Below are 17366 nucleotides of genomic sequence, written 5' to 3'. Positions count from 1 at the left end.
AACCTCAGGGGTAGAAAATCGCGATGTGGTAGCCCGATGCCTTGAGCCGGTTCAGTTCGAAATACAGTTTCACGGATTGTTCGCTGCGCGGGCCGAAGCCTTTGGCCGCGTCGGCCGGGTTGGCCAGGTACTCGCGCGGCGCGAACACGCGGCGCAGCACGGGCTTGTCGGCTGTGTCGTTCAGAACCAGCTCGATATGGGGCCAGGCCTGCGCCGTGCGCGATCCGTTGCGCAGCACGGTGACGAAGCTGAAGGTACTGTCCGCCAGCGTCTGCAGCTCGCCCTGCTCGATCGCCAGCGCGTCGATCTGGGCCGGCAGCTCGACCTTGCAGCCGAACGGCGCGCACAGCGCGGCCAGCGCCGGCTGCAGCGCCGGGTAGCGGGCCGCCAGCGGATTGCGGAAGGTGGTGCCCAGCTGGACCAGCAGCAGCAGTGCCAGCAGCGGCATGCCCCACGCCATGACGAGACGGGTGCTGCGGCCCACGCGCTCGCGGCGCTCGGCCTGGCGGACGAATTCGGGCTCGTCCGGTTCCGCCAGTTCGTCCGCCGCCGGCGTGACGGCGCCGCTGCCGGCCGCCAGCAGGGCGCTTTCCGGCGCCGCCAGCAGGTCGGCGGCCGCGGCGTCGTCAACGGCGCGCACGGCACTGTCGTCGGCCACGCTGTCGCCTTCGGCTTTGCCGGGCGGCGGGGCGACGGGAACGTTGTCGTCGAACGTGTGGCCGTCGTCCAGCGCGACGGCGACGATGTGTTCGGACGGCAGGTCGAAGTCGCTGTCGGGACGGGGTTCCAGGGTACTGTCGGCCAACGCCGGTGCCGCATCTGGCTCGCTCGTAACGTCGGATTCGGGCTCAGGCTCAGGCTCTGGCTCGATCCCAGGCTCGATCCCAGGCCCGTGCTCAGGCGCCACCTCGGCGGGCACGGCAGGCGTAGCAGGATCGGGCTCGGGATCCGGCGCGGCATCGAGGTCCAGCTCGAGGTCGAGCGGGGCCGGGGCAGCCGGCACGGCGGCGGGGAGGGGGACGGCGGCCGGCTCCACGAGCGCGGCGTTGCCGTCAAAGATCTCATTGCAGGCACCGCAGCGCACGATGCCCCCACGCAGTTTCAGCTGGTCATGGGCGACCCGGAAAACCGTCTGACAGTGGGGGCATTGGGTGGCGAGCGCCATGCGCGTCGGCTGTGCCTTAACGCGCCGGCAGGGCGGTTTCGCTGCCGAGGCGGCCGTGCAGGGCCACCCAGCCTTCGTGTTCGGCCCAGACGGACAGGTTGATGAACGGCGCATACGCGGCCGCCACTTCCTCCGCCTGGCGCGCCAGCACGCCGGACAGCACCAGCGCGCCGCCGTCGGCCACGCGGCCGGACAGCATCGGCGCCATCAGCTTCAATGGCGAGGACAGGATGTTGGCCACGACGATGTCGAAGCGGGCCTCGGCATGGCGCGACTGCGCAAAGGCTTCCGGGACGAAGAACTCGATGTCTTCCACCTTGTTGCGCACGGCGTTGTCGCGCGCCGAATCGATCGCCTGCGGGTCGATGTCGACCCCGGCCACCTGCGTGGCGCCCAGCTTGCGCGCCACCATGGCCAGGATGCCGGAGCCGCAGCCGTAATCCAGCACCGACTTGCCCGGGGCCGGATGGGCTTCCAGCCATTCCATGCACAGCTTCGTGGTGGGATGGCTGCCGGTGCCGAACGCCAGGCCCGGATCCAGTTCCAGGATCAGCGCGTTGGCATCGGGCGCCTCGTGCCAGCTCGGCACGACCCAGATGTTCTTGCCGATGTGGATCGGCTCGAACTGCGATTGCGTCAGGCGCACCCAATCCTCGTCCGCCACTGCCCGGGTCGTGAACGCCGGCGCGGCGGCCAGGCCGATGGCCGCCGCCGCTTCGGCCACGATCGCGGCCTGGTCGGCGTCGACGTCGGTCAGCGCGACGACGCGGCTGTGTTCCCACGCCGCTTCCTTCGGCTCCATGCCCGGCTCGCCGAACAGGGGCTTTTCCTGCGCGGTGCCTTCGTCCGCATCCTCGACGGAGACGGACAGCGCGCCCGCCTCGATCAGTGCGTCCGACAGGGCTTCCGCGTTGTCGCGGGCGACTTCGATGACGATTTCAGTCCAGCTCATGAACCTGCCTTGGGCATTGCCGCCAGTTTCTGTTCCAGGTAGTGGATGTTGGTGCCGCCCTCGATGAAGCGGGCATCGACCATCAGCTCGCGGTGCAGCGGGATGTTGGTCTGGATGCCTTCGACGACCATCTCCGACAGCGCGATCTGCATGCGGCGGATGGCCTGCTCGCGGGTGGCGCCGTAGGTGATCAGCTTGCCGATCATCGAATCGTAGTGCGGCGGTACATAGTAACCCGCATACGAATGGGAGTCCACGCGCACGCCCGGGCCGCCCGGGGTGTGCCACGACGTGATGCGCCCTGGCGACGGGGTGAACTTGAACGGGTCTTCCGCGTTGATGCGGCACTCGATGGCGTGGCCGGACAGCATCACGTCGCGCTGGCGGAAGCGCAGCTTCTCGCCGCAGGCGATGCGGATCTGTTCCTGCACGATGTCGATGCCCGTGATCATTTCCGTGACGGGGTGCTCGACCTGCACGCGGGTGTTCATCTCGATGAAGTAGAACTCGCCGTTCTCGTACAGGAATTCGAACGTGCCGGCGCCGCGGTAGCCGATCTTGCGGCACGCTTCGGCGCAGCGGTCGCCGATCTTTTCGATCAGCTTGCGCGGGATGCCCGGTGCCGGCGCTTCCTCGATGACCTTCTGGTGGCGCCGCTGCATCGAGCAGTCGCGCTCACCCAGCCAGACGGCGTTGCGGTGCTCGTCGGCCAGGATCTGGATCTCCACGTGGCGCGGATTCTCCAGGAACTTCTCCATGTAGACCTCGGGATTGCCGAACGCGGCACCCGCTTCGGTCTTCGTCATCGTGACGGCATTGAGCAGCGCCGCTTCCGTGTGCACGACGCGCATGCCACGGCCGCCGCCGCCGCCGGCCGCCTTGATGATGACGGGATAGCCGATCTTGCGGGCGATCTGCACGATGGCCTTCGGGTCGTCCGGCAGGGCGCCGTCGGAACCTGGCACGCACGGTACGCCGGCCTTGATCATGGCCTGTTTGGCCGAGACCTTGTCGCCCATCAGGCGGATCGAGTCGGAACGCGGGCCGATAAAGACGAAGCCGGATTTCTCGACGCGTTCGGCGAAGTCGGCATTTTCCGACAGGAAGCCGTAGCCGGGGTGAATCGCTTCGGCATCGGTGACTTCGGCGGCGCTGATGATGGCCGGCATGTTCAGGTAGCTCTGCGCCGACTGCGCGGGGCCGATGCAGACGGATTCGTCGGCCAGCTTGACGTATTTCGCGTCCTTGTCCGCTTCGGAGTGGACGACCACCGTCTTGATGCCCAGCTCGCGGCAGGCGCGCTGGATACGCAGCGCGATTTCACCGCGATTGGCAATGAGGATTTTTTCAAACATGGCGAGTTCTATCTTTGCGAACACCCGGACCAGGCCGGGTGCTCTTTGTAGATGAGGAGGTGCTGCCCGGCGCGGCCACTGGCGGCCGCCGTCCGGGTCTTAGCCGATCACGAACAGCGGCTGGCCGAATTCTACCGGCTGGCCGTTCTCGACCAGGATCTGGGTGATGGTGCCGGTCTTGTCGGCGTCGATTTCGTTGAGCAGCTTCATCGCTTCGATGATGCACAGCGTATCGCCTTCCTTGATTGACTGGCCCACCTCGACGAACGGTTCCTTGCCTGGCGCGGAGGAACGATAGAACGTGCCCACCATCGGCGACTTGACCACGTGGCCGGTCGGTTCCGCGGGCGCGGCAGGCGCGCTGTTGGCGGCAGGTGCGGCCGCGGCGCTTGGCACGGCCACCGGAGCAAACTGGGCCGGAGCGCCCTGGGACGGCATCATGACGACCTGGTTCTGCGGCATGGCGGAGGATTTGACGATCCGGACCTTGCTCTCGCCTTCGGTCACTTCGAGTTCCGCAATATCCGATTCGGCAACCAAGTCAATCAACGTCTTGAGCTTGCGTAAATCCATCTGAGACTCCGTTTTATCTTGTTTTGGTAAGGGTAAGCGCTGCGGCCTTATGGGCAGGAGCGCGAAAATGCGTGCAGATCGCGTAGATTAACTGCTTTTTAGGGCAAAGTCGATGGCGAGCCGGTATCCCGCGATGCCGAGTCCGCAGATCGTCCCTGTCGCGATCGCACTGAGATAGGAATGGTGGCGAAATGCTTCGCGCTGATAAATATTCGATATGTGGACTTCCACGAACGGGATGGCGACACCGGCCAGCGCATCGCGCAGCGCGACGCTCGTGTGGGTGTAGCCGCCGGGATTGATGACGATGTAGTCCACGCCTTCGGCCCGCGCCGCGTGGATCCGGTCGATCAATGCTCCCTCGTGGTTGCTCTGGAACGCGGCCAGCTGTGCGCCCGCTGCCGCTGCCTGTTCCCGCGCAGCCTGCTCCACATCGGCCAACGTCGTGGCACCATAGATATGAGGCTCGCGCGTCCCCAGCAGATTCAGGTTGGGGCCGTTCAGCAGCAGCAAGTGTTTTGCCATGTTCCTGACCATGTCCGCGAAAGTTCCGCATTTTGCCGTCAAGCGCGACCATTGGCAAGAAAAAAGAACATGTCAAAATGTCTATAACGCGGCCAGGTCCTTTTCCAGCTTCTCGAAGTTCAGCCGGCCCAGATAGGCCTTCTTGACCGCGCCGTCGGCCCCGATCAGGACGGTGAATGGCAGGCCGCCCTGGGCATTCCCCAGAATGCGCGACAGCTCCGTCCCGGTGCTGCCGCCGACCAGCAGGGGATAGGCAATCTTGAATTTCTTGTTGAACTCGGCGATGTTCGCTGGCGTATCGATGCCGATGCCCACGACCTGCAGGTCCTTGTACTTGCCGCCGGACTGCAGCTGCGACAGTTCCGGCATTTCCTGCACGCACGGCGCACACCACGGTGCCCAGAAATTGACCAGCAGGGGCTTGCCTTGCCACTGTGCCAGCGACTGCTGCGTCCCTTTGTCGTCCGGCATCCATTGGCTGAACAGGGCTTCGACGGCCCCGGTACGCCCGTTGCTGTCCGCGGGGGCGGCGCCCGGCGTCGCGGTGCCGGTTGCCGGCGCGGCCGGGGGCGGCGTCATGGTCAGCGGCTCCGGGGCCGGTTTCGTTTTCTGGCCCATCCAGGCGCCGGTTACGCCGAACAGGACGGCGATGACGCCATAGGCCAGCAGGTGCGATTTTTTCATGCTTCGGTTTCAGGGTCTGATATTAATAGTGTGCGCAGTCCGGCGATGTCGATCCGGGCGGGCCGGTCGCCGCTGCGCTGCTTTTTCGCGCCGCGCAGGTCGTGCTGCTCGTACAGCTCCACGTGCACGCCTTCGTCGCGGTAGACGAAGCTGACCGTCTCCACGGGATCGTGGCGCGGCCCCTTGAAGTGGTCCGTTTCGCCGATCTCTATATTGACGTTCTTGTTCAGCAGCCAGATCTGTACTTCCTTGGCGCTGTCGGCAAAGAGCTGCAGGTGGATCTCGTCATGTTCCCCGGCGGTGCCGTTCAGTACCGCTCCCGTCAGGAACGGGTTGTGGTCCGCCAGCTGTTCCATCACTTCGAGCGCGATCGTGCGCAGGCGATGCAGGCGCGCCGGCTGCGTGGCCGCGTTGAACAATGCGTGGTACTGGCGCACCGCTTCCTCGATCTGCAGGTCGTCGGGCAGCGCATCGCGCCGGGCATTGGCCTGCGACTCGCCCAGGATCTGGCGCGCGGCCTTGCGCTTGGCCGCGCCGTAGTCGGCGCCGTCCTGCGCGATCATGCGCGCCGCCAGGGCGGCGATCTCCGTGCGCAACTGCGCGATGTCGTCGGAAGGGTTGTGCATCATAGCCGTGATCATACGCTGAACCGGGGAAAACCCGCGCGTCGGGTAAAATCCCGAACCTGACTATCGAGCGCTACCATCATGCATATCCACATTCTCGGCATTTGCGGCACCTTCATGGGCGGCCTGGCCGTGCTGGCCAAGGAAGCCGGCCACAAGGTAACGGGCTGCGATGCCAACGTCTATCCGCCGATGAGCACCCAGCTGGAAGCCCAGGGCATCGAGCTGATCCAGGGGTTCGACAAGGACCAGGTCAACCTGAACCCGGACCTGTACGTGATCGGCAACGTGGTCTCGCGCGGCAACGAGCTGGTGGAGGAGATCCTCAACCGCGGCCTGCCGTACGTGTCCGGGCCGCAGTGGATGGGCGAACACATCCTGCGCCACAAGTGGGTGCTGGCGGTGGCGGGCACGCACGGCAAGACGACCACGTCGGCCATGCTGGCCTGGATCCTGGAAGATGCGGGTTACGCGCCGGGCTTCCTGATCGGCGGCGTGCCGATGAACTTCGGCGTGTCGGCGCGGCTGACCGGCCCGGGCGCCGATTCCGAGTTCTTCGTCATCGAGGCGGATGAATACGACACGGCCTTCTTCGACAAGCGCAGCAAGTTCGTGCATTACCACGCCAGGACGGCGATACTCAACAACCTGGAATACGACCACGCCGACATCTTCCCGGACCTGGCCGCCATCGAGACGCAGTTCCACCACCTGGTGCGCACCGTGCCGGGCATCGGCCGCGTGGTCGTCAACGGCGACGAGGACGCGCTGCAGCGCGTGATCCGGCGCGGCTGCTGGAGCGAAAAGGAAACGTTCGGCGGGGCGGAGGGCAGCAACTGGACGATGAAGGAACATCCGGACGGCAGCTTCGACGTGCTGTTCAACGGCCAGTTCGAAGGCACCGTCGAATGGAAACTGACCGGCAAGCATAACCGCAGCAATGCGCTGGCCGCGATCGCCGCCGCCCGCAACGTCGGCGTGCCGATCGCGCAGGCGGCCAAGGCGCTGGCAAAATTCGAGAGCGTCAAGCGGCGCATGGAAGTGCGCGGCGTCGCCAAGGGCGTCACGGTGTACGACGATTTCGCCCACCACCCGACGGCGATCGCCACGACGGTGGGCGGCCTGCGCCAGAAGCTGGGCAAGGACACCCGCATCCTGGCCGTGCTGGAGCCCCGCTCGAACACGATGAAGCTGGGTGCGATGAAGGATGCGCTGCCGGGCAGCCTGGTCGACGCGGACCTGGTGTTCGGTTTCGGCAGCGAGAAGGCGCTGGGCTGGAGCCTGGCCTCGGCACTGGCGCCGATGGGCTCGACCGCTTCGGCCTACGAGGACCTGGACCTGATGGTCAAGGCCATCGTCGGGCAGGCGCGCCCGGGCGACCACGTCGTCGTGATGAGCAACGGCGGCTTCGGCGGCGTGCACCAGAAACTGCTGGACGCGCTGGCGGCATGATCCTGTACCTGCATGGCTTCCGCTCGTCGCCGCTGTCGATGAAGGGGCGGCTGCTGGCCGGACGGATGGCGGCGCTGGGCCGCGCGCACGAGTACATTGCGCCGCAGCTGCCGGCGTCGCCGAAGCTGGCGATGGAACAGGCGTTCGCGCTGGTGGCACACGTGCCGGCCGACGAGCTGTGCATCGTCGGCTCGTCGCTGGGCGGCTACTACGCCACCTGGATGGCCGAGCGCCTGGGCTGCCGCGCCGTGCTGTTGAACCCCGCCGTGACGCCGCTGCGCGATCTCGACAAGCACGTGGGCGTCACGACGATGTACCACAGCGACGAGCCATTCGAGTTCAAGCGCGAATACATCGACGAGCTGCGTGCCTTCGCCGTGCCGGCGATCACGCGCCCCGAACGGTACTTCCTGATCGCCGCCACCGGCGACGAGGTGCTGGACTACCGCACGATGGTGGCCCATTACCCTGGCGCGCGCCAGCACGTCATCGACGGCAGCGACCATGGCATCAGCGAGTTTGCCGACTACGTGGACGAGGTGCTGGCGTTCGGCCGGGTGCATGGCGCCGCATGAGGGAACGCTCGCTGCGCCAGGCCAACTGGGTGGGCCACGTCCTGGCCGTCAACGCGCCGCCGCCGCTGCGCCACTGGCTGACGGCCGGCGGCTCGCTGACGGCCAAGCTGAAAAGCCACGCCGACACGTTCCGCGTGCAGGTGCTGCACCAGCACGTCGCCACCTGCCTCTCGGACGAGGCGCGCGCCATCGGCCTGCACCGGCCCGGGCGGGTGTGGGAACGGGAGGTGCTGCTGCGGTGTGATAATGCGCCCGTGGTGTTTGCCCACACGGTTGTGCCGATGAGTGCCGACGCCACCGACTGGCCCCTGTTTTCCGCGCTGGGCGAGCGCTCGCTGGGCACGACATTGTTCGGCGACCCGCGCGTGACGCGCGGCACACTGGAATATGCGCGGCTGCGGGCCAGCCACCCGCTGGCCTTGCGCGCGCGCGCGGCGCTGGCGGCCGAGGACCATGCCGCGCTGGAAGAACAACTGCTGTATGCACGGCGCTGCCTGTACCGGCGCCGCCAGGGCACGCTGCTGGTGACGGAGGTGTTCCTGCCCCGCGTCACCCGGCTGGTCCCACGAACATCGAATACGAGAGAAACATGAACGTCTTTTTTGAAGAATCCGGCGATTTCAAGGTCGGTACCGTGCTGTCCCAGGCTGGCGAAGCCTGTCAGGTCGAGATGGCCAGCGGCAAACGCAGCAAGGTCAAGGCGCGCGACGTGCTGCTGCAGTACGAGAAGCCGGCGCCGGACGTGCTGCTGGAGCAGGCCAAGGCCGTGGCGGCGGACGTCGATCTCGACTTCCTGTGGGAAGTGGCGGGCGAGGAGGAGTTCGGCTTCACGGAACTGGGCGCGGAATATTTCGGCCATGCGCCGCTGCCGCACGAAGCGGCGGGCCTGATCCTGGCGCTGCATTCGGCGCCCATCTACTTCCACAAGAAGGGCCGCGGCCGCTACAAGGCCGCGCCGGAGCAGACGTTGAAAGCGGCATTGGCCGGCATCGAGAAGAAGAAGCAGCAGGCCATCGTGCAGCAGCAATTCGTGGACGAGCTGAAGGAAAACCGCCTGCCCGCGTCGATGCAGAATATCGTCCAGCAGCTGCTGTTCAAGCCGGACAAGAACACCATCGAGTACAAGGCACTGGACGCGGCCTGCAACGAACTGCACACGACGCCCGCGCGGCTGATGCTGGCGGTGGGCGGGATCGGCTCGGCCAAGGACCTGCACATGGCCAAGTTCCTGTTCGAGAACTTCCCCAAGGGCCACGGTTTCCCGGATGTGGCCGTGCCGGCGGCGCCCGCCGGCCTGCCGGTCGCCGCCGTCGAGGCGTTTTCCATCGACGACGTGACGACGACCGAGATCGACGACGCGTTCTCCGTCGTCCACCTGGCCGACGGCAAGGTGCGCATCGGCATCCACATCGCCGCCCCCGGCCTGGGCATCAAGCCGGACGACGCGATCGACAAGATCGCGCGCGCGCGCATGTCCACCGTTTATATGCCGGGCGACAAGATCACGATGCTGCCGGACAGCGTCGTCAACGCGTTCACGCTGGCCGAAGGCAAGACCTGCCCGGCGCTGTCGCTGTACGCGACCCTGGACCCGGCGGACTGGTCCGTCGTCTCGACCGAGACGAAGGCGGAACTGGTGCCGATCGCCAATAACCTGCGCCACAACGAGCTGGACGACGTCGTCAACGAGGAAACGCTGGCCAATGGCGAAGGCGAGTACCCGCGCAAGGCCGAACTGACGTTGCTGTGGGGCTGGGCGCGCCACCTGGAGGCGGGCCGCATGGTCAAGCGCGAGGCGTTCGGCCTGAAGCCGGAGCAGAACAACCGCGTCGACTTCAACTTCTACGTGGAAGACGACGTCGTCACGATCACGCGCCGCAAGCGCGGCGCGCCGCTGGACAAGATCGTCGCCGAGCTGATGATCTTCGCCAACAGCACATGGGGCAAGCTGATGCACGACCACGGCGTGCCCGGCATCTACCGCAGCCAGGGCCAGGGCGTGGGCGGCTGGAACGCCAAGATGCAGGTGCGCATGGTGACGCACGCGGCGCCGCACCAGGGCCTGGGCGTGGACCAGTACGCATGGAGCACGTCGCCGCTGCGGCGCTATACGGACCTCGTCAACCAGTGGCAGATCCTGGCTGTCGCCGAGAAGGGCGTGATGGCCCCGCTGGTGGCGCCGTTCAAGCAGAAGGACGCCAACCTGTTCGCCATCGTGTCGGCGTTCGATGCCGCCTACGCGGCCTATGCCGACCACCAGGCCAATATGGAGCGCTACTGGTGCCTGCGCTGGCTGGGCCAGAACGACGCCAAGCAGGTCGACGCCGTCGTGCTGAAGGACGAAGTGCTGCGCCTGACGGAAATTCCGCTGATCATCCGCCTGCCGGGCATGCCATCGGTGGCGCGCGGCGCCGCCGTCAAGCTGGACGTGCTGCGCTGGGACGAGGTGGACCTGTCGATCGAAACGCGCCTGCTGGAAATCCCGGCCGACCAGGCGGCGGCCGACGTCGACTTCGACGAAGAGGAGCTGGTGGGCGAAACGGTGCCGGAACTGGTCCCCGATCCGGACCAGCCGGCCGACGAGAAAGCCGAAGCGGCAGAGCAGCCGCCCACAGTTTGAGGACGACCCTGCTCGCTTTTCACCCAACGGCGAAGGGCCGGGGTCAGACCCGGCGGGTCTGACCCCAGATTCTGCCCTGGGTCGACGCTGCGCCGCCGGCCTGCATGCAAAAAGCCGTCTGTGTCATGGGTTGGCGGGTAGAATGACGCATTCCGCATAGCTTCCCCCGCTGCCCGTGAAGTCTCTTCAAGAAAACCGGTTCCTCCTGATTGCCCTGGCCGTCTCCGTCGCAGCGCATGCGGCGTTGCTGGGAGTGCGCTTCGTGGCGCCCACGGCGTTCAAGATCGCCCCGACCGATCCCACGCTGGAAGTCATCCTCGTCAATGCCAAGCACGCCAACAAGCCGCTCAAGGCCGATGCGCTGGCGCAGGCCAACCTGGAAGGCGGCGGCAACGCCGACAAGGGCCGCTCCAAGTCGCCCCTGCCGGACATGCGCAAGATGGACGATGGCGACAGCATCACGGCCACCCGCAAGCGCATCGAGGAGCTGCAGGCGAAGCAGGACGCCCTGATGACGCAGGTGAAGAAGACGCCGTACCGCGCGGCGCCCGTCAGCGAGGAAAAGCAGCCGGACCCCGTGCCGAGCGGCGCCGACCTGGTCGAGAGCAGCAAGGCCATCGCGCGCATGGCGGCCGAGATCACGCAGCGCATCGAGGACGAGAACAAGCGCCCGCGCCGTACCTACATCACCCCCAGCACGCAGCAGGTGGGCTATGCGATGTATTACAAGCAGTTCCAGCGCCGCGTGGAGGACATCGGCACCTTGAATTTCCCGCAGAAGAACGGGCGCAAGCTGTACGGCGAACTGGTGCTGCAGATTCCCATCTTCCAGGACGGCACGCTATATACAAAGGAGGGCGGCATCAAGGTGCAGACCAGTTCCGGCAACCCGGCGCTGGACGACGCGGCCATCAACATCGTCCGCCGCGCCGCCCCCTTCGGCAAGTTCCCGCCCAATATGCTGTCGACCGACAAGGACGACCTGTGGGTCATCATCACCCGCTTCAAATTCACCCGCGAACAAAAACTCGAAGCTGACCTGAACAGCGCGAACTGAGAAACCCAGGACATCCATGGACCGCTACTGCGTTTTCGGCAATCCCATCGCCCACAGCAAATCGCCCGACATCCACGCCGCCTTTGCCGCCCAGACGGGCCAGCAGCTCGCCTACGACAAGCGCCTGGCGCCACTGGACGGCTTCCCGGCCGCGGTCCAGGCCTTCGTCGCCGAGGGCGGCAAGGGCGCCAACGTGACGGTGCCGTTCAAGCTGGAAGCGCACAAGCTGGCCAATGCGCTGACGATCCGCGCCCAGGCCGCTGGCGCCGTCAACACGCTGCTGTTCGACGAGCACGGCATCACGGGCGACAACACGGACGGCGCCGGCCTGGTCGCCGACATCGTGCACAACGCCGGCGTGGCCATCGCGGGCCGGCGCGTGCTGCTGCTGGGGGCCGGCGGCGCCGCGCGCGGGGCCGTGCTGCCGCTGCTGGAACACCGGCCCGCCGCACTGGTCATCGCCAACCGCACGGTGGCCACCGCCCAGGCGCTGGTGGCGCAGTTCGCGGCGCTGGGCGGCATGGGCGTGCTGTCGGCGGGCGGCTTCGGCGACGTGACCGGCAGCTTCGATATCGTCATTAACGCAACATCGGCCAGCCTGCAGGCGGACCTGCCGCCCATCCCGGCGTCGGTATTCCACCCGGGCACGCTGGCATTGGATATGATGTACGGCAAGGAGCCGACGGTGTTCCTGCAGTTTGCAAAGGCGTCCGGGGCGGTGCCGCGCGACGGCCTGGGCATGCTGGTGGAACAGGCGGCCGAAGCGTTCCTGGGCTGGCGCGGCGTGCGTCCGGACACGGCGGCGGTATTGGCATCGATGCGTCAAACACTATGACAAAAAGCAAATCGCCCGGGCGCTGGGCCTGGGTCAAATGGGTCTTCATCCTTCCCATCGTATTGTTCCTGGCCGTGCAGGCCTATTTTTTCGTCCAGATCTGGTGGTGGGTCGACCATGACCCGACGATGACGGCCTTCATGCGCCAGCAGCAGGCCGTCATGCGCGAGAAGGACCCGGATGCCACCGTGCGCCAGCAGTGGGTGCCGTACGAGCGCATCTCGCGCAACCTGAAACGGGCCATCATCGCCTCCGAGGATGCCAATTTCTCCGACCACGACGGCGTCGATTGGGACGCGCTGGAAAAAGCCTTCGAGCGCAACGACAAGCGCGGCAAGGTCACGCACGGCGGTTCCACCATCACGCAGCAGCTGGCCAAGAACCTGTTCCTGTCCGGCTCGCGCAGCTACCTGCGCAAGGGCCAGGAGCTGATCATTGCGTACATGCTGGAAGCGCTGATGGACAAGCAGCGCATCTTCGAGATCTACCTGAACGTGGTGGAATTCGGCCGCGGCATCTATGGCGCCGAGGCGGCCGCCCGCTATTACTACCGGATTCCCGCGTCGAAGCTGGGCGCCTCCCAGGCCGCCAAGCTGGCCGTGATGCTGCCCAACCCGCGCTACTACGACGCGCACCGCAACACGAAGTACCTGAACCGGCGCACGGCGATCATCCTCAAGCGCATGGGATCGGCGGAGCTGCCATGAGGCGCCAGGCCGGCATCAGCCTCGTCGCCGTCGCCGTCGCGATGGCGCTGCTCGCGGCGCTGGCGATGGCCGCGCTGTTCTCGATGCGGCACGAGCGCAACCTGTTTGCCGAGGGTTGGCAGAAGGTCACCGGCAAGGCGGCAGCGGTGACGGCGCCGTCCACCGCGCCGGTTGTGTCTTCTGCGCCCCTGCGCAAGTGCACGATCGACGGCAAGACCGTCATCTCGAACACGGAGTGCGGCAGCCGCGGCAAGGTCATTCCGATCCATGACTCGCGCGGCATCGAGCCGCCCAAGGCGCCGCCGGCGCCGGCCGATGCGCCGGCCGATGCGCCGGCCGATGCGGGCTTGCGCGAAAAAATGCTGGAGCGGGCGATGCCGTGACGCCACGGCGACCGTTTTTCTAAGCGGAAGGAACAAAAAGTAGCCGGGCGGTATGGTCTGGCGCCAGCCTTTGCGGGTACACTTGCGCTGTTTTGAATTTTGCGCCCCGCGCGCCTGATCCACCCGGCTGAGAGTGTGCCTATGATCAATGTGTTCGTTTTACAAAATGGCCGGCTCAACCAGGTGCCTATCGAGACGCGCGAAGATCTTGAATCCGTGGCACCGGTGTGGGTCGACCTGACCGACCCGAACGACGACGAACGGGCCTGGGTCAAGACGATCTACGGCGTGATCCTGCCGGGCGAGGACGAAGTCAAGGACATCGAGGCCTCGGCCCGCTACTACGAAGCGGAAAACGGCGACCTGCACCTGCGTACCGACTTCCTGCTGGAAGAAGACGACGGCCCGTCGCGCGTCGTCACCGTCGCCTTCATCCTGGCCAAGAAAATGCTGTTCTCCGTCCATACGGACGACCTGCCCGTGTTCCGCCTGGTGCGCATGCGCGCCCGCTCGCGGCCCGGCTCGATCGCCGACTACATGGACGTGCTGCTGGACCTGTACGCCACCGACGCCGAATACTCGGCCGATGCGCTCGAGGGCATCTACCAGAAGCTGGAGGAAGTGTCGGGCCGCGTGCTGCAGGAGGAGTTCACGGACAAGGACGCGGCCGACGCGCTGTCCGCCATCGCCCACGAGGAAGACCTGAACGGGCGGATCCGCCGCAACATGATGGACACGCGCCGCGCCGTCAGCTTCCTGATGCGCGGCCGCCTCTTGAACGCCGAGCAGTTCGAGGAAGCACGCCAGATCCTGCGCGACATCGAATCGCTGGACGGCCACACCTCCTTTTTGTTCGACAAGATCAACTTCCTGATGGACGCCACCGTCGGCTTCATCAACATCAACCAGAACAAGATCATCAAGATCTTCTCGGTCGCCAGCGTGGCCTTCCTGCCGCCGACCCTGATCGCCAGCGTGTACGGCATGAACTTCAAGATCCTGCCTGAGCTGAACTGGACCTACGGCTACTCGTGGGCGTGGGGGCTGATGATCACCAGCGCCATCGCGCCGTTCCTGTACTTCCGGCATCGGGGCTGGTTGAAGTAAGCCCTGGCTGATGCATCAGGGTCTGTCCCTTTGGGACTGACCCTGAAGTTCTCCAGCCGTCCCGACACGCATTGCAAACTTCGGGGTCAGTCCCCGTTGGGGACAGACCCACTTGCCTACGCGGTAACGAACATCACCACCGCCGCACCAGCCATCACCGCCCCCCCAGCCAGCCGAACCACGTGTGCCGCCGCGTCAGCGTGAAGCGGCCCATCACAACCGGGTTGTGCGCCAGCAGCACCATGACCACCATGATCGGCACGGCGATGACACCGTCGACCTGGGCCGACCACAGCGATGCCTTGATGGGATCGACCGGCGCGAAGTTCAGCGCCATGCCGCCGATCGTGGCCAGCGCGATGATGCCGTAGAACCCGCGTGCCTCCAGCACCTTCAGCTCCAAAGCGGGGAATCAAGGCGGCCCTAAGCGAGCCGCAGGGCATCAGGCCGCGGCGGCCTTCAGGGTGCGGAACACGCGGCGCGCCGCTTCGATGGTCGCGTCGATGACGGCGTCGTCGTGCGCGGCCGAGACGAAGCCCGCCTCGAACGCGGCCGGGGCGAAGTACACGCCTTCGTCCAGCATGGCATGGAAGAACGTGTTGAAGCGGGCCCGGTCGCCCGCCATCATCTCGGCATAGTTGCGCGGCGGCTGCTCGCTGAAGTACAGGCCGAACATGCCGCCTTCGTAGTCGGCGCAGAACGTCACGCCTTCCTCGAACGCCACGTCCGTCAGGCCTTCGGCCAGGCGCTTGGCGCTGGCGGTCAGCCTGTCGTAGAAGCCCGGCTGCTGGATCAGCTTCAACGTCGTCATGCCGGCGGCCACGGCGATCGGGTTGCCCGACAGCGTTCCGGCCTGGTAGACGGCGCCCAGCGGGGCCATCTTGCTCATCAACTCGGCGCTGCCGCCAAAGGCGGCCACGGGCAGGCCGCCGCCGATCACCTTGCCCAGCGCCGTCAGGTCCGGCTTGATGCCGTACAGCGCCTGCGCACCGCCCAGGCCCACGCGGAAGCCGCACATCACTTCGTCGAAGATCAGCAGGGCGCCATGGCGCGTGCACAGGTCGCGCAGCGCCTGCAGGAACTCCGGCGTGGCCTTGATCAGGTTCATGTTGCCCGCCACCGGCTCGACGATCACGCAGGCGATCTCGCCGCCGAAGTTGCCGAAGGCTTCCTCGATCTGCGCCACGTCGTTGTAGTCCAGGACGAGGGTGTGCTTGACGAAATCCTCCGGCACGCCGGCCGACGTGGGATTGCCGAACGTGAGCAGGCCGCTGCCCGCCTTGACCAGCAGGGAATCGGCGTGGCCGTGGTAGCAGCCCTCGAACTTGACGATCTTGTCGCGGCCCGTCGCGCCACGGGCCAGGCGCAGTGCGCTCATCGTGGCTTCCGTGCCGGAGGACACCAGCCGTACCTGCTCGATCGACGGCACCAGGCGGGAGATCTCCTCGGCCATGATCACCTCGGCTTCGGTCGGGGCGCCGAACGACAGGCCGCGCGTGGCCGCCTCCTGCACCGCCTGCACCACTTCCGGATGGGCATGGCCGACGATGGCCGGGCCCCACGAGCCGATGTAGTCGATGTAGCGCTTGCCGTCCGCGTCCCAGAAATAGGGGCCTTCGGCGCGCGTGATGAAGCGGGGCGTGCCGCCCACGGAGCGGAAGGCCCGCACCGGCGAGTTGACGCCGCCGGGGGTGGTTTTCTGCGCGCGTTCGAACAGCGTGTCGTTCTTTGAAATCGTCATTGCTTGGTCCTGTTGGTACTGGTTCTGGCGGGCTTGCTCACTTGCGTAGTCATTTGCTTGCCGATGGGTTGGGCGAGCGGGTCGTCGCGCAGCGGCACGCTGGGCGCGTGCAGCGCATGGAAATGGTCCGGCACCAGCTTGCCCATGCCGAAGCGGCGCGCGTGCAGCAGCGCCTGGTGGGTGTACTGCTGCGCCAGCTGGACGGCGCGCGGCGCCTCGATCCCTTTTGCCATGTAGGCCGCGATCGCCCCGGACAGCGTGCAGCCGCTGCCCAGGAAGGGCCCGGGCAGGTGCTGCCAGCGGTCGTGCCGCACGATGCCGCCATCGCCATACAGCGTGTTGGCGCGCAGCCCCGTTTCGGCGCGCGACGTGCCGGCCGGCGTCCCCGTCACCAGCACGTACTCGCAACCGAGGTCGATCAGGTGCTGGGCGTCGTCGGCCATCGTTTCGCCGTTGGACAGGTCGCGCCACGTTTCAGCGATGTGCCCCAGTTCGACCTGCGACAGCATCAGCAGCGTCGCCTGCGGCACCAGCAGCTGGCGCAACACCGTCAGCAGCTCCTCGAAATCCGTGTCCTCGCCCAGCGGCGGCAGCTGCGAGCCGAAGGGATCGAGGATCAGCGGGGCGTCGGGATAGTCGCTGACGACTTCCGCGATCGACGAGATGTGCTCCATGTGATCGAGCGCGCCGATCTTGAAGGCGGCCACCTGCGCGTCTTCCAGCACCACGCGGGCCTGGTCGGCGACCCAGTCCGGTTCCACGTGCTGCTGGTCTTCGACCTTGGCGCTGTCGCCGATCAGGAGCGCCGTCGTCACCGCCAGGCCCTGGCAGCCCAGCGCCGCGAAGACGCCCAGGTCGGCATGCACACCGACCGCGCCGATCGGGTCGGCCACACCGAAGGTCAGAATGAGAGGAGAAGTTTGGTTTTGCACGGCCAGTAGATTAAGATACCCGATTCGGCATTTTACTTGATTGAGGGTGGCAGAACGTGAGCAGCGATAGTAAGAAG

The 17366-nt window shown here is 66.3% G+C and carries 19 protein-coding genes; 9 read left to right on the top strand and 10 right to left on the bottom strand.

All coding sequences use genetic code 11. The features are described 5' to 3' along the window. Window positions 1-4: 4 nt before the first annotated feature. From PX653_RS17290 to PX653_RS17260, 7 genes are all read right to left on the bottom strand, one after another. Window positions 5-1165: a DUF3426 domain-containing protein gene (locus tag PX653_RS17290; RefSeq protein WP_277413997.1), complete on the bottom strand. Its 1161-nt coding sequence runs from the start codon at window positions 1163-1165 to the stop codon at window positions 5-7. 16 nt (window positions 1166-1181) lie between these two features. Next, window positions 1182-2117 carry a 50S ribosomal protein L11 methyltransferase gene (gene prmA / locus PX653_RS17285; protein ID WP_277413996.1) on the bottom strand — a complete coding sequence of 312 codons (936 nt, stop codon included), beginning with the start codon at window positions 2115-2117 and terminating at the stop codon, window positions 1182-1184. Beyond that, entirely contained in the window at window positions 2114-3472 is a 1359-nt protein-coding gene (accC, locus tag PX653_RS17280; protein ID WP_277413995.1) for an acetyl-CoA carboxylase biotin carboxylase subunit, read from the bottom strand. The genes prmA and accC overlap by 4 nt, the downstream gene beginning before the upstream one ends. Before the next feature lie 99 nt (window positions 3473-3571). Further along, the gene (gene accB, locus PX653_RS17275) at window positions 3572-4045 is read right to left on the bottom strand and encodes an acetyl-CoA carboxylase biotin carboxyl carrier protein (RefSeq protein WP_277413994.1); all 474 of its coding nucleotides are present in this window, start codon (window positions 4043-4045) and stop codon (window positions 3572-3574) included. Between the two features lie 87 nt (window positions 4046-4132). After that, window positions 4133-4570 (bottom strand): type II 3-dehydroquinate dehydratase, encoded by a 438-nt coding sequence (gene aroQ, locus PX653_RS17270; RefSeq protein WP_277413993.1) that lies wholly within the window; start codon window positions 4568-4570, stop codon window positions 4133-4135. A gap of 81 nt (window positions 4571-4651) precedes the next feature. Then, window positions 4652-5254, bottom strand: coding sequence for a TlpA family protein disulfide reductase (locus PX653_RS17265; protein ID WP_277413992.1), 603 nt, complete (start codon window positions 5252-5254; stop codon window positions 4652-4654). Further along, entirely contained in the window at window positions 5251-5883 is a 633-nt protein-coding gene (locus tag PX653_RS17260) for a hypothetical protein (RefSeq protein ID WP_277413991.1), read from the bottom strand. The genes PX653_RS17265 and PX653_RS17260 overlap by 4 nt, the downstream gene beginning before the upstream one ends. Window positions 5884-5961: 78 nt before the next feature. Between PX653_RS17260 and mpl the strand changes: the two genes are divergently transcribed. From mpl to corA, 9 genes are all read left to right on the top strand, one after another. Next, window positions 5962-7332 (top strand): UDP-N-acetylmuramate:L-alanyl-gamma-D-glutamyl-meso-diaminopimelate ligase, encoded by a 1371-nt coding sequence (gene mpl, locus PX653_RS17255; RefSeq protein ID WP_277413990.1) that lies wholly within the window; start codon window positions 5962-5964, stop codon window positions 7330-7332. Then, entirely contained in the window at window positions 7329-7907 is a 579-nt protein-coding gene (locus PX653_RS17250) for a YqiA/YcfP family alpha/beta fold hydrolase (RefSeq protein WP_277413989.1), read from the top strand. The genes mpl and PX653_RS17250 overlap by 4 nt, the downstream gene beginning before the upstream one ends. Continuing rightward, entirely contained in the window at window positions 7904-8500 is a 597-nt protein-coding gene (locus tag PX653_RS17245) for a chorismate--pyruvate lyase family protein (RefSeq protein WP_277413988.1), read from the top strand. The genes PX653_RS17250 and PX653_RS17245 overlap by 4 nt, the downstream gene beginning before the upstream one ends. Then, entirely contained in the window at window positions 8497-10527 is a 2031-nt protein-coding gene (locus tag PX653_RS17240; protein ID WP_277413987.1) for an RNB domain-containing ribonuclease, read from the top strand. Before PX653_RS17245 ends, PX653_RS17240 begins: the two co-directional genes overlap by 4 nt. A gap of 175 nt (window positions 10528-10702) precedes the next feature. Continuing rightward, window positions 10703-11584 (top strand): energy transducer TonB, encoded by an 882-nt coding sequence (locus tag PX653_RS17235; RefSeq protein WP_277413986.1) that lies wholly within the window; start codon window positions 10703-10705, stop codon window positions 11582-11584. 16 nt (window positions 11585-11600) lie between these two features. Beyond that, a complete protein-coding gene (gene aroE / locus PX653_RS17230; protein WP_277413985.1) occupies window positions 11601-12419 on the top strand; it encodes a shikimate dehydrogenase in 819 nt (272 codons plus the stop codon). Beyond that, the gene (gene mtgA / locus PX653_RS17225; protein ID WP_277413984.1) at window positions 12416-13126 is read left to right on the top strand and encodes a monofunctional biosynthetic peptidoglycan transglycosylase; all 711 of its coding nucleotides are present in this window, start codon (window positions 12416-12418) and stop codon (window positions 13124-13126) included. Before aroE ends, mtgA begins: the two co-directional genes overlap by 4 nt. After that, window positions 13123-13509, top strand: a complete 387-nt coding sequence (locus PX653_RS17220) for a DUF4124 domain-containing protein (protein ID WP_277413983.1) — start codon at window positions 13123-13125, stop codon at window positions 13507-13509. Before mtgA ends, PX653_RS17220 begins: the two co-directional genes overlap by 4 nt. Before the next feature lie 141 nt (window positions 13510-13650). After that, window positions 13651-14616, top strand: a complete 966-nt coding sequence (corA, locus tag PX653_RS17215; RefSeq protein ID WP_277413982.1) for a magnesium/cobalt transporter CorA — start codon at window positions 13651-13653, stop codon at window positions 14614-14616. 154 nt (window positions 14617-14770) lie between these two features. On the opposite strand, the gene PX653_RS17210 is transcribed toward corA, so the two are convergent. From PX653_RS17210 to thiD, 3 genes are read right to left on the bottom strand one after another with little or no spacing between them, the layout of a single operon-like run. Continuing rightward, window positions 14771-15007: a divalent metal cation transporter gene (locus PX653_RS17210; RefSeq protein WP_277413981.1), complete on the bottom strand. Its 237-nt coding sequence runs from the start codon at window positions 15005-15007 to the stop codon at window positions 14771-14773. A 51-nt stretch (window positions 15008-15058) separates the two neighbouring features. Then, window positions 15059-16357 (bottom strand): glutamate-1-semialdehyde 2,1-aminomutase, encoded by a 1299-nt coding sequence (gene hemL / locus PX653_RS17205; protein ID WP_277413980.1) that lies wholly within the window; start codon window positions 16355-16357, stop codon window positions 15059-15061. After that, entirely contained in the window at window positions 16354-17289 is a 936-nt protein-coding gene (gene thiD / locus PX653_RS17200; protein WP_277413979.1) for a bifunctional hydroxymethylpyrimidine kinase/phosphomethylpyrimidine kinase, read from the bottom strand. Before thiD ends, hemL begins: the two co-directional genes overlap by 4 nt. Window positions 17290-17366: the final 77 nt, after the last annotated feature.

Source organism: Pseudoduganella chitinolytica (genome assembly GCF_029028125.1).
In the GTDB taxonomy this organism is placed as follows: domain Bacteria; phylum Pseudomonadota; class Gammaproteobacteria; order Burkholderiales; family Burkholderiaceae_D; genus Rugamonas; species Rugamonas chitinolytica.
This window is presented reverse-complemented; position numbering and strand designations above follow the sequence as displayed.